Here is a 12,177-nt window from a genome sequence, read left to right as displayed (position 1 = left end):
GTTTTTTATTAGCGAACCTCCAGCCCAATATTTTCTGTCACCCAACGCAACAAGGATTCGACACGTGCATCGTCGAACAGCATAAACCGCGCGTGCGTGGGTTCTATCCCTACTTTGAACGTAAACCCGTGAGCAGGTATCATTTGAAAAACACCTTCATCGGTATAGTCATCCCCAAATGCGGCTACGAAATCATAATTCCGGCGTTGTAGAAAACGCTCCACCGCCTTGTCTTTGCTGATGCCTCGTTTACGGATCTCCACGGATTTGATCTCATCCGAAAAATCCAACATATGCTCCTGCAGAATCGGCATCAGATCTCTCCGGAGTTCAGCGGATCGCATCCGGCTTAATGCCACATCAGAGTTCCTGAAGTGCCAGACCATCGAGAATTCTTTCTCTTCCAGGAAAGATCCCGGAAGCCTGATACTATATTCTTGTATGAAAGGCAAAACAATCGGCTTCCAATCGGCCGTGACGGAATCGATCATCTGCCAGGCCGGGCCATCTTTTATCCAGGCGCCGTTTTCGGCAACAAAGCCGAGACCGGTGCCGTCGAACCATTTCTCCATCGTGAAACGGTCACGCCCACTCATCACGACAACCTTTGTATTTGAGCATTCGGTTAGCCGTTTAAGCGTTTCCAAAAGCCGCGGCGGTGGCGCAGCTTGCTTTGGGAATTGTTCAAATCTGACCAACGTGCCGTCGTAGTCCACGAGCAGTAAACGGTTTTCAGATTGGAGAAAAGCCTCCAGAAATTGTTCACTGGCCTTTCGGCTAAACATTTTTTGCCGCAATGCATCCATGGTCTTGCGCGACTTTGTCAAGTCACCCACAAAATCATCTGCCCAACGCACTACATCATAACCCTTGATCTGTCGCCGCATCCGCGTCATGGCGTCGTGCTGCTCGGCTTCCGTCAGGTTCAGGCTTTCGTCAATGGCGTCGGCAATTTCGCGGATGTGGAAGGGATTGATGATTTTCGCTTCAATCAACTCCTGGCTCGCACCGGCCAGCTCGCTCAAGATCAACACGCCGTTTTGACGGCTGCGGGACGCAACAAATTCCTTGGCGATCAGGTTCATGCCGTCGCGCAAGGGTGTGATCAAGGCAACATCCGCAGTGACGTACAAGAGACTCAATTCGTCAAAAGACTTTGTCTGATATTGATAGAGCACGGGCGTCCAGTGCGGCTGACCAAAAGCACCGTTGATCTTTCCAACCAGCATCTCGATCTCTTTCTTCATCCGGCCGTACAGGCTTACGTCTGTGCGCGAAGGCGCCAACACCATGATGAGTGACACTTTCTGATGCCATTCCGGGTGCTTCGCCAAAAATTGTTCATAGCCAAGCAACCGGTTCACCACGCCTTTGGTGTAGTCCAGGCGATCGACGGAGAGAATTAGTTTCTGTCCTTGAAAGTCCTTCAAAAATTCATTTTTCTTTCCCGAGGCCTCTGTCTCCAAGGCGGCGCGGTGAAAGTCATCGTAAGCAATTCCCATCGGATAGTTTCGGACGGCGACAATCCTATTCTGCGTCATCACGAGACCGTCCTTGTTCTCAAGGCCTGAAATCTTCAAAATACATTTCAGAAAATCCTGCGCATAGTCGTTGGTATGAAACCCCACAACATCAGCGCCCATCATGCCCTTCAATAATTGTGACCGCCAGGCGCTGGGAAGGATTCGAAAAATCTCGTAGTGGGGAAAAGGTATGTGTAAAAAAAAGCCGATGGTGATCCGGGGGAACTTCTGCCGGATCATTTGCGGCAGCAGCATCAGGTGATAGTCGTGAACCCACACCACATCATCTTCCCGGAGCATGGGAGCAAGCGCCTCCAGATAAAGCTCATTGGCGCGCACGTACTGCGTCCATTGCCACTCCTGATACGTCGTCAAGGTCGGCAACGCATGAAACAAAGGCCATAAACAGCTATTGCAAAATCCTGAATAAAAATCCTTGTATAGTTTTTTTGAATAGAGCACGGGAACATACCGGGGCATCTCTGCCAGCGCGGCACGCAACGCTTCGTCATCAAATCCTGCGGGCGGTAAACCCGGCCATCCCACCCAGCAATAGTCATCCAACCCCTTGGGGTTGCCGGCGCGCAACAAGGCGTTCAACCCCGTGGTCAACCCTCCTATAGAAGGCTTAAACGCAAGGGTCGTGCCGCGGCGCACGGTGGTGACCGGAAGTCGATTGGCAACAATAATCAGTCGCATGCCGTCGAAGGGTGGAGATTCACAAAACAGCGTCGTTAAATTTTAGAGGTCCGTATAGCGGCCACGGCGTCCTGAAACGTTGTCACCTCGGCCGTGGCTCCCGAAGCACCATGAAGTGTGTTCGGGCAGGAAAGCAAAATCGTTTTGCACCCCGCGCGATGGCCGGCTTCAATATCGGAAAGGGTATCACCGATCATCCAGGATGCAGAGAGATCGATGTCATGCTCCGCCGCCGCCCGGTAGAGCATGCCGGGTCGGGGTTTGCGACAGCTGCACACCATGCTATATTTTTCAAAGGTGCCGTCGGGGTGATGTGGGCAGTAATACATGCCGTCAAGGCCAGCACGCTCGCGCGTCAGCGCCGTTTGCAGGGCGTCCAATTTAATATGAAGGGCCTTCTCGTCGAAGTAACCTTTCGCCAGTCCGGATTGATTGCTAATGAGTATGAGTAAGTACCCCATTCTTTTAAGAACATTCAATCCCTCTGTCACGCCAGCGATAAACGTGATTCGCGACGGATCGACATTGTAGGGAATATTTTCCAGAAGCGTTCCATCTTTGTCCAGGAATACGGCGTGATTCATCGAAGGTGAGTGGTTCTTTTCGAGCTAGGCTACCGGGTGAAGTTTTTCCTTTTCCAACGTCGCCTGAATACGACGGATCACGCGGGTGGTGCTCAGGTCTTCCACGACCGGGGCCAGTAGCAGTTTCCCGCCCGAAGCCTCCACACATTTCTTTCCCACCACATCCGCCAGCGCATAATCCGCGCCCTTCACCAGGACGTTAGGCTGAATCCATTCAATGATGGTTTCCGGCGTGTCATCTGAAAACAGAATGAGCGCGTCAATGCTTTCCAGCGCAGCCATCACCGTCAGCCGCTGATCTTCGGAGTTGATGGGCCGGTCTTCGCCCTTGAGGCGCTTCACGGAACTATCACTGTTTATGGCGACGATGAGTTTATCGCAATTTTTTCGAGCATAATCTAAGGTTTGAATGTGCCCGGCATGAAGCAGATCAAAGCATCCGTTTGTGAACCCGACACAAGATCCGTTTGCCCGCCAGGCTTCCACCTGGAGCATCAACTCGGGAAGCGTAAAAATTTTATTGCGGGCTTTCAGCTCCGTGACCAGTTCAAAGTTCGACACGGGTGAAGTACCGGGTTTGGTCACTGCAATGCCACCCGCGAGATTGGACAAATAGCAAGCGTCCTCCAGGCTGGCACCGGCAGCTTGCGCCGCCGCCACGGTGGCAATGACCGCATCGCCAGCACCCGAAACATCGAACACTTCGCGACGTGCCGAAGAAAAAGAGATCTCATGATCTCTACTGATCAGTTTCATTCCTTCCTTGCCCACGGTGAGCAGACAATATTCAATATCATATTTTGCCAATAGCCTTCGCGCATAGTCCACTTCCCGTCCGGTAATGTCCTCATATCCAAAGGCATCTTTTAATTCTTTCAGGTTAGGTTTTATCAGGGTAGCCTGCCGGTACGTTGAGTAGTCTCTTCCCTTGGGATCAACGAACACGGGAATGCCACGATCACGCGCCAGGCTGATAATGGATTGACAAAGTGCAGGTGTAATGACCCCTTTTTTGTAGTCCGACAAAATGACCACATCGCATCTATCGATCGCCCCGGAAACAAGCGCAAAAATGTCGCCCGAACGCTCTGAGAGAATCGCGCTGGGTGTCTCAATGTCGGTTCTAAGCACTTGTTGACTTCCGGATACATAGCGTGTTTTCGTCACGGTAGCCATATCATCCACAGACAGCATATGATGTTCTACACGGTCAAGGCCCGCGAGCAACCGCCTCAGTTTGATGCCGTTCTCGTCCTTTCCACAAACACCAACCACAAAGCACTGCACGCCCAGGGCGTGGAGATTGGCGACAACATTTCCGGCACCGCCAAGCATTTCATTGTTACGTTGAATTTTTAGTATTGGAATGGGGGCCTCCGGAGAGATCCGGTCCACAGTTCCGTAAACATAATTGTCCAACATCACATCGCCGACCACCAGGACGGTGGCGCGATGGAGATTTTTAAGAATGGATAGCAGTGCAGTCATCGCAGTATTCGCAAAGTATATGTCCAATTAAGATATGAGCCTCCTGGATGCGGGCCGTTTCAGTCCCCGGAACTACAATGGGCAAGTCGACGCAGGCCGCCAAGGCACCACCGTCCTTCCCCAAAAAGGCCGCCGTGAACATACGGTTTTGCCGGGCCGCGGCGGCAGCCCGCAAAAGGTTCTCGCTGTTGCCCGAGGTCGAAATAAGAATCAAGATGTCTTGCTCACAACCAAGGGCCGAAACCTGGCGCCCAAAAATCTCGGCAAAGCCAAAATCATTTCCGATCGCCGTAATGATAGACGTGTCGGTGGTGAGCGCAATCGCAGGCAAGGCGCATCGCGTCCTTTTGTAGCGGCCCACAAATTCGGCAGCGATATGCTGGCAGTCTGCCGCCGAGCCACCGTTGCCGGCCAATAAGATTTTTGCACCTTTCTCCATACGACCTCTCACTTCCTCGCACAGGTAAGCAATGGCCGTTTGATTCACGCGCAATAAATTCTCGATCACTTGCTGGTGCTCGTGAATCAACTGAGCGATACGAAGGCTTTTTTCGGACGCAGAAACGGTAACCATTTATAGTTGGTTTAGTATTTTATACTTTTCAGTTAACAACGAAAAAGCAGGCGGCGAACAACGCACGTCTATACGGTTGTGAAAATCCCGTTTAAAATGTAATGTTAATGACTTGTAATTTTTTCGAGTCGGTTTGCCTGAATCTCAATAGACAAGGCTTGCTCAAAGGAATGGAATCGCACGTAAAACCGATGGGCTCCCTTTTTTTCCAGAAGCATCCCCTCCAGTCCACGCAGGGGACCACTGATGACCCTGACCCGATCGCCCACGGCATAAAAAGATTCGCAGGTCAAGTCCCCATTGCCCTCCAGCATCATTTTGATCGTGGTGATCTCCCGATCGGACAAAATCGCGGGCTGCCCGTCAAAGGATACAAAGCGGGTAATGCCGGGAACGTTCAGGACTTCGTGCCGCGCCTTCGGGTTCACGCTGACAAAGACATAATTCGGAAACAGCGGCACGTCCATTTTTTTCTTGCGGTCACTCCATTGTCGCACAACGGTTTGACAAGGGAGATAAGCATCAATATTCTTTGCCGCCAGCTTATCAAAAGCTTTCTTTTCGCATTGCGGATAAGTATAGACAACGTGCCAATCGCATTTTGAAGCTGTCGTTTCCATTGCGTTATGCATTTTGTTAAATGAAGTGAAGTCAAATTAAAATCATCGCGCTCGCAGGGCTTCGCCGCCATGACCCACAACGGCTGGTCATTTGAGAAAAATAAGATGTTTAGGTAATTCTTCGAAGGAAGTCATTCCGTGCTGTGTATTCAGCCGGTGGTTCGAAGCGACGATGCAAAATCGGTTGCGGCCTGGCGGCCGTCGCGTATCATCACAGAAGCGTCCGCACCAAACGTTTCATGTTCGTTCGGCAACTGGCATGATTTGTTGGTGCGGTGCTGCTACTGCGGTTCAATACATTCCTGCCCTCGTGCAAATGGGGTGCAACGATAACAAAATAAGCGCACTGTCAGACTTCGGTTGGCTGTTGAAAGTGGCGATGGTTTTTTTTCTGAGGGTTAGTTTTTTGGCTTTCATGGGTAGTTTATTTTTGTTTAAAAGTATCCTGTTTCAAAATCACCCTTTAAAAACACTAGCGCGGGCTATTATTTTTGCGTTGATGATTCTAAACAATCAAGAATCCCGCACTTCAGGAAAAGTTTTAGACCAACGCAGCAGGGAATTAGACATACAGAAGGAGCCGCCAGACATGTCCTTTCCAAACGAAGGGCAAAAGGACGCAAAACTGTCGGAACGGTTAAAGGGAAAACAAGTTCTCTTGCTCCATTTCAGAGCAAACGGGCTTTCAAGCTAAAAATGCGAAAAACAACGGCTGGCGCGGGCTGCGCCTCAATTGATATTCTTTAAAACACCCATCAATCCATCGCGATATTTAACCCCGATGGGTATTTTCGATTTGTTAATGATTTCGATCTCGTTGCCATTGATGGAGTTAATGGCGTCGAGGCGAACGATGAAGGATTTATGAGACCGGTAGAAGCTGTTCAGGGGCAATAGTTCCTCCAATCGTTTCATGGTGATGTGCGTAATGATCATCTTCTGCGCAGCATAGATCTTTACATAGTCTTTCATACCCTCGATGTAGAGGATGTCGCTATGATTGATTTTGACCAATTTATAGTCCTCCTTCACAAAGAGATGATTGACCGGGGCCTCGACCTTGGCGGCCGACGGGCTTTCCACACTCAATAAGTGTTTCACTTTTTGCACGGAACGAAGAAACCGATCAAAGGCGACCGGCTTCAGGAGATAGTCTACCGCATCGACGTTAAATCCTTCGATGGCATATTCGGAGTAGGCGGTGGTGAAGATGACGTGCGGCGCTTGTTTGAGGGACTTCACAAATTCGATGCCGGTGATCTGCGGCATCTGAATGTCGCAAAAAATAAGATCGATGCTCTCGTTCTGAAAGACATCGAAGGCATCCACTGCATTTTCGCATTTCGCTACCAGCGAAAGGTAGCTTACACGTTGAATATATGTTTCGATAACGGTTTGAGCGAGCGGTTCGTCATCGATTATCATGCATCTAATCATCCATCATTTGACTTGTGATAACGCTTTGTCCAGTAACGGACAATATACGAAAAAATCGTTTGGTCACACCAGACCGATCTCCAGAGTAACTAAAAATACGTCTTCCTCACCTACTATATGAATGGAGTGCTTATCGGGGTAAAGCAGGTTGAGACGCTTTTTTGTATTGGGAATTCCAATCCCACCCACTGTTCTCGGTGCGTGTGCATTGGGGAAACGCGTATTCTTTATCTCCACACGCAGTTTGCCATCGGCAACTTTCACGTCTATTCTCACCCACGAGCTGGCAATGGAACTGTTGATGCCATGTTTGAATGCATTTTCCAGAAATGGAAAGATGATGAGGGGTGCGATCACCAAGTCGTCAAGCTCCCCCTCCACCTCAAAGGAGATGGTGACACGGCTGCTGTGTCGGATGCGTTCCAGCTCGACATAATTTCGAAAAAACCGGATTTCCTTTTCCAGCGGCACCTTGGATGCATTTGATTCGTAGAGCGTATAGCGCATCAGGTCCGAGAGTCTCAGCACCGTATCGGCCGTCTTTTCACTGCGCACAAGCGCCAACGAATAGACATTGTTGAGGGCATTGAACAAAAAATGAGGGTTTATCTGGGCTTTTAAAAAGGCCAGCTCCAAATTCAGATTGTCCATTTCCAGTTTCAACGCCTGCCGGCTCAGTTTGACAAGCGCAACAAACAATTTCACAATCAGGGCGGGTGCCAGCAGATACGTCAGGTCCAGTGCAATCTCGGCACCATTTTGCAACGTCAATATGCCCCGATAACCGGCAGACAGAATGCGCTGCCCATAGGCTTGATAGCCCCGCCCGGGAATGACGATCAGCCGGGAAATAAACTTAAACTCCAGGTAAACCGTGGTCGCATAAAAGTAATAGATGAGGATGATCGAAAGCAGCGTCAACAAAAATCGCTTCTTCAACAGGCACTGCGTAATGACCACATACGAAAGGAAATAAAAGATGGCGCCGATGGTCACCAGGTCTTTCAACACCACCAGCCCTGTTTCTTCATACGACAATCCCAACAGCGGCTTCTTGAGATAGATAAAGAAGACGTACACCACCACCCAAAACAAAACATGGAGAACCCACCGCACGTAGTGATCTTCAAAATGTAATCGCTTGTAAAAGGCTATCAACATCGAGAGGGTACAAAAAAATTAGTCACGTTAGGATACAGGATGTGTATTTCTTGAAAAAAGCCCAGCATATATGTCTAAAGTCAGCCCGCGTTCGTCGAATTGTTTTATGGGTTTGTCGACATTTTTTTTTAACGAACCCGGGAATTCTTTCCTTACAACTGCCTTATCAATAAAGATAAGGCATTTTCCTTAAAAATTAATGGGAATTGCAACCCTCCCCATACCTATGAACGAAGCACCCCTCCTTTGCATCGTTATTGAAGACGAACCCTTGGGACAGCAGGTGCTGGAAAACTACATCCTCCGGATGAATTCCCTTAAATTGGTGGCGGTATGCGAAAGCGTCGATGAGGCTTTCACCGTATTGAAAGCCCAGGAAGTTGATGTCGTTTTTCTCGACATGCAACTCAAGGCCTCCTGGGGCACCGACCTGATCAGCAAACTGAAACAACGGTCCGAGCATCGGTATTATATCGTCATCACCTCCGCTACACTGGCCGAATCCATTGATACAAAAAAAATATTTATCGAAAACCACGTTGTGCTCATCGACCATTTAACCAAGCCCATTGCCTTTTCCAGTTTCGAGGCTGCCGTGAACAAAATATTGTCGTCAAAAACGTAGGGGTTACCCGCCTTCCTATCAAGCCTTCACCCGGCTTTTGGCCAGGATCGATTTGTAGTGCTGGCAAAGAAAATCATACACCACCAGTTCGTAATGCCGTGGGTTATAAGCAAACCAACGATTCGATGTCATATGCAAAAAGCTTTGAATTCTACTTCGGAGCACCGCCGCGTCGCGACACGCCGGCGACGCGAACTTTAACGCCCGGACCGGTGCAACCATATTTGCCCGTCGTTCCGTCAGCAGTTTTACTACCGGGGCGGAAAGCCCTTCGTTGTTCAGGATGGCGGCTACTTCGGGACGGTGGGTCCTGTAGACGGCCGACAAAGAGGGCTTCAAGCGCTGCACACCTCCCATCTCGTCGGCAAAATTTTGCTGGAGTGAACTCATCAAGGTTGCTCGCTCGGCCAGCGGAACATCAAAGAGCTCCAGAAGCTGATCCGCCAACCGCAGTCCCAAAACCCATCGCATCGTCTCGTCACCCTGCACTTCGGCCAATAAGGGAAGCAAACAGATACTGTCAGCAAAAAAAATCGTCTCCGCATGCTGTATGTCATCATCTCCATACCGTTCCAACTCGCGCCGATACGTATCGGTGCAGAAATCCTGCACCAGATCAGCTTCCAGGAAAGGCGCTATCGCACGATAAAAACGTGCCGCGATGACTTGATAAAAATCATGACTTCCATGAAATCGAATGCGCAGATGATGCTTCGGGTCGTTGTAGCGAATAAAAAACCAACGATCAATAATGCCGTCGCGCAACAGCTCTTCAGCCAAGGGTTTCACAAACCCGATCAACACGGCATCGGCTACCTTTGCATTGCAATATAGTTTGTAGTAAAGCCATTCACTGCCCAATCCAAAACCAGGGGAAGCCGGCGGAGCTGGCCACGCCACCCGCGTCTCTTCCACACGGTCGGTATTGAGCAGGGGCACCACCAACTCATGCTGATATCCCATGCCTTTGGCATCGGTAAAAACCTGGTGCTCCTGTCCCAAGAACTCCTCCAAAACGTCTGCCCGTCGAAGGATGTTTTTAAAAACCTGTTGCTGATCCACAGACTCGAGGTCGATGGGGATCCTATGATCTCCTTCGCCTGTTAAAATGTGTCGCGGTACCTTTCGTTCCGCACGCCAGGCCGTTATTTCATCGGCCAGCGCAGACGTTGCGGCAAACCGGTTCTTATCTTCATTTGTCAATTTCCAGCGGGCGGGCGACACCACAGCTTGATTCAGCACGACCCGCGGCAAATAGGGTGCCGATGCCAGAACACCCCAATCCCACCGCACAGCCGATAGGACACCTTGATGTTGCAGGTCGCTCAAAAAACGATAATGGGAAATAACCTCTGCCGAATAGTTGTGCGCCGAGCTGAGGCGGGGTATGACCTGCCGGCCTAATTTCTCGGAATAAAGTACCAATTCCTCACCCGTGCACTGGAGCACAAGATCGCTAAGCGGCAAACGATGCGCCTCGTCCACACCACCTGGAGTAAGGATCGGGATCTCAAAATCCCGCAAAACCGGACGCGACGAAATGTTGCCCGTTCGCGCCTGGTCGGCGTGTACGATCTCTGCGTAAACCGGCGTTGCATAAGATTGTTCCTTCTTCAACGTTTGTCTGACGCACTGGAGAAGCGTGGGATCGAGATGACAAAACCGCGCCATCACGTTGACCGCCGAGGGTCCATAGGCGCCGGAAAACAGTAGCCGATAGTGCCCCGCATCAATCGCCGCTGCATTTGGCGATCCCACCGACAGCATGGCATAAAGGGAAGACGGAAGGCGATACGAACCCATAAAGGGTTTCACATCCGCATCCGACAACTGCAATACGCTCCCCGCTGCCAGGGCCTGGCTGTATTTGGCCACTAGAAATTCCTGAAAGGGTGTGATCTCCGCCAGCGTAGGTACCGCGCCTTCGGCGAAATCGATATCCTGCAAAAGCATGCATTCCCCCAATGCCACGTCCTGTCCGGTTGGGTAACCGATACCTGTTTCGGGGTCAAGCACCTGGCAGAGCTTCACGGGGCGGAACCCATAACGTTGCTGAAATGCTTTTTTAAAAGCCGTGAGCGCCGTATTACTTCGTCCCGGAAACAACCCCGCCAAGACGTGAACGAGGTGCACCAGCGACGCTTGCACTTTTTTACTGAGGGTAATCGACGCTTCGCGGAAAACGTCGACCTGGAGAAAGCTCCTGCCCTGTTCGTGTACGGAGAGCGGCCTGATGGTGTCGGAAAGTTTTGAATACCTGTCAAGATTTTCGCTGGGCATACGGCCATCCAACTCCCGCAGCTGCTGCGCAATATCTAGCAACACGGGAATGTCGATGTCATGCCGTTGTAAGACCGCGCAAACGCCAGAAAAAAAGTCCTCTCCTGTCAACCGGATTTCGAGCTCACTGATGAGCAGGTGGTTCTCAATCATTTCATTTAAAAAATCACCGGCCTCCTCTACAGAAAAACCTTCCTTCATGATTTGTTGCACAAGATCTTCACGCGTAGCACCGTTCCGTGCGGTTTCCAGTACCATCGAAACCACTCGGTCATCATCGACATCCGACAGTTGGTACATTCGCTTTCCCTTCTTCACCGTATACTCAATATATCGGAACGCATTGGCGATGTGATATACGGTGTTGTTGGTCGTGTACCGGATTTTTTCGCTCACTTCGGGCAAACCACTAATCCTCTCGATCACGCCGGCCATAAACTCCACGTCGAGCCTTGTGAAGCGACGCAGACCGTCAAGTAAAAGGGTTTCTGTCTTTTCCTTCCACTGACCCACCGACACGCTGGCAAACATCCCAAAGGGTGTAGGCCTGGAGGAAAGCCTCAGCCAGTATTTTTTCAACGACAGGACTACACGCAGGTTTTCCTCTTTTGTTAGCTGCGCCGCAAGAAAAGGTTTCAGACAGTCATAAAGATCGGGCGATGCCAGCCATAAAGCTTCCTGTACAGCAGGATTACTGAAATGCATTCTCAGGTTGTCTTCCGAAACGAGGCTGGCTGTTCCGTAAGAAAGCATGGGGGTACGAACGATAAAATAATCTTCACATTCCAACATACTGGCGTATTAGAGGATTATTTGCACCTACAACGGAGGGTGGGGAATACGGTAATGAAAGATAGAAAAAGATTTCGAAAATCAGGTGACTCCATCTTCGTAACTCCTTGGTTTTCAGTGGACCTGTGGGATTCAAACCCCAAACCTTCTGACCCGTAGACAGTTACAGTTGTTCTTGACCTAAGAAAAGCCCCTTAAAGCAGGTACATAACCCATACGCTTCGTGTAGGAAAAGGATGAACGACAACCGAAAGGATTTCCATTTTAGGTCGAGGTGAACCTGAAGAGCGATGACGAGATATTGAATTACTGCCAGGCTTCGAATTTGCTTGCCTTTAAAGAAAGATCTGCTTCAAAACCACTGGAGACAATGGTCCATTGATGACGGAACTTG

General features: G+C 50.1%; 10 protein-coding genes. 2 read left to right on the top strand and 8 right to left on the bottom strand.

Annotation, left to right across the window (positions count from 1 at the left end; translation table 11 throughout):
- Positions 1 to 8: 8 nt before the first annotated feature.
- The 5 genes from BUB30_RS34395 to BUB30_RS34375 all read right to left on the bottom strand — a co-directional run bounded on the left by BUB30_RS34395 (position 9) and on the right by BUB30_RS34375 (position 5,488).
- A complete protein-coding gene (locus BUB30_RS34395) occupies positions 9 to 2,222 on the bottom strand; it encodes a bifunctional alpha,alpha-trehalose-phosphate synthase (UDP-forming)/trehalose-phosphatase (RefSeq protein ID WP_073143599.1) in 2,214 nt (737 codons plus the stop codon).
- A 35-nt stretch (positions 2,223 to 2,257) separates the two neighbouring features.
- Positions 2,258 to 2,806: a D-glycero-alpha-D-manno-heptose-1,7-bisphosphate 7-phosphatase gene (locus tag BUB30_RS34390; RefSeq protein ID WP_073143597.1), complete on the bottom strand. Its 549-nt coding sequence runs from the start codon at positions 2,804 to 2,806 to the stop codon at positions 2,258 to 2,260.
- A gap of 24 nt (positions 2,807 to 2,830) precedes the next feature.
- On the bottom strand, positions 2,831 to 4,294 hold the full coding sequence (rfaE1, locus tag BUB30_RS34385; protein WP_073143596.1) for a D-glycero-beta-D-manno-heptose-7-phosphate kinase: 1,464 nt from the start codon (positions 4,292 to 4,294) through the stop codon (positions 2,831 to 2,833).
- Complete coding sequence (locus BUB30_RS34380; RefSeq protein ID WP_073143594.1) at positions 4,269 to 4,868, bottom strand: D-sedoheptulose-7-phosphate isomerase; 600 nt, start codon at positions 4,866 to 4,868, stop codon at positions 4,269 to 4,271. The genes rfaE1 and BUB30_RS34380 overlap by 26 nt, the downstream gene beginning before the upstream one ends.
- A 104-nt stretch (positions 4,869 to 4,972) precedes the next feature.
- The gene (locus BUB30_RS34375; protein ID WP_178377258.1) at positions 4,973 to 5,488 is read right to left on the bottom strand and encodes a UpxY family transcription antiterminator; all 516 of its coding nucleotides are present in this window, start codon (positions 5,486 to 5,488) and stop codon (positions 4,973 to 4,975) included.
- A 91-nt stretch (positions 5,489 to 5,579) separates the two neighbouring features.
- Here BUB30_RS34375 and BUB30_RS34370 point away from each other — a divergent pair, with 91 nt between their 5' ends.
- The gene (locus BUB30_RS34370) at positions 5,580 to 6,182 is read left to right on the top strand and encodes a hypothetical protein (RefSeq protein WP_143165200.1); all 603 of its coding nucleotides are present in this window, start codon (positions 5,580 to 5,582) and stop codon (positions 6,180 to 6,182) included.
- Positions 6,183 to 6,217: 35 nt separating this feature from the next.
- On the opposite strand, the gene BUB30_RS34365 is transcribed toward BUB30_RS34370, so the two are convergent.
- On the bottom strand, positions 6,218 to 6,913 hold the full coding sequence (locus tag BUB30_RS34365) for a LytR/AlgR family response regulator transcription factor (protein ID WP_245804224.1): 696 nt from the start codon (positions 6,911 to 6,913) through the stop codon (positions 6,218 to 6,220).
- Positions 6,914 to 6,988: 75 nt separating this feature from the next.
- The gene (locus tag BUB30_RS34360) at positions 6,989 to 8,041 is read right to left on the bottom strand and encodes a sensor histidine kinase (protein WP_178377257.1); all 1,053 of its coding nucleotides are present in this window, start codon (positions 8,039 to 8,041) and stop codon (positions 6,989 to 6,991) included.
- A gap of 271 nt (positions 8,042 to 8,312) precedes the next feature.
- On the opposite strand from BUB30_RS34360, the gene BUB30_RS34355 reads away from it, so the two are divergent.
- Entirely contained in the window at positions 8,313 to 8,711 is a 399-nt protein-coding gene (locus BUB30_RS34355) for a LytR/AlgR family response regulator transcription factor (RefSeq protein ID WP_073143585.1), read from the top strand.
- Positions 8,712 to 8,729: 18 nt separating this feature from the next.
- Here the strand turns inward: BUB30_RS34355 and BUB30_RS34350 are convergent, their stop codons facing one another.
- On the bottom strand, positions 8,730 to 11,783 hold the full coding sequence (locus BUB30_RS34350; RefSeq protein WP_084138560.1) for a lantibiotic dehydratase: 3,054 nt from the start codon (positions 11,781 to 11,783) through the stop codon (positions 8,730 to 8,732).
- Between the last annotated feature and the right edge of the window lie 394 nt (positions 11,784 to 12,177).

Source organism: Chryseolinea serpens, from assembly GCF_900129725.1.
Lineage (GTDB): Bacteria > Bacteroidota > Bacteroidia > Cytophagales > Cyclobacteriaceae > Chryseolinea > Chryseolinea serpens.
Note: the sequence above shows the minus strand (reverse complement) of the source record. Positions and strands in the feature narration are given on the sequence as shown.

Bases quoted from the DNA above. Each gene is read 5' to 3' on its own strand.
- BUB30_RS34395 (WP_073143599.1), bottom strand. From the start codon at position 2,222: ATGCGACTGATTATTGTTGCCAATCGACTTCCGGTCACCACCGTGCGC.
- BUB30_RS34390 (WP_073143597.1), bottom strand. From the start codon at position 2,806: ATGAATCACGCCGTATTCCTGGACAAAGATGGAACGCTTCTGGAAAAT.
- rfaE1 (WP_073143596.1), bottom strand. From the start codon at position 4,294: ATGACTGCACTGCTATCCATTCTTAAAAATCTCCATCGCGCCACCGTC.
- BUB30_RS34380 (WP_073143594.1), bottom strand. From the start codon at position 4,868: ATGGTTACCGTTTCTGCGTCCGAAAAAAGCCTTCGTATCGCTCAGTTG.
- BUB30_RS34375 (WP_178377258.1), bottom strand. From the start codon at position 5,488: ATGGAAACGACAGCTTCAAAATGCGATTGGCACGTTGTCTATACTTAT.
- BUB30_RS34365 (WP_245804224.1), bottom strand. From the start codon at position 6,913: ATGATAATCGATGACGAACCGCTCGCTCAAACCGTTATCGAAACATAT.
- BUB30_RS34355 (WP_073143585.1), top strand. From the start codon at position 8,313: ATGAACGAAGCACCCCTCCTTTGCATCGTTATTGAAGACGAACCCTTG.
- BUB30_RS34350 (WP_084138560.1), bottom strand. From the start codon at position 11,783: ATGTTGGAATGTGAAGATTATTTTATCGTTCGTACCCCCATGCTTTCT.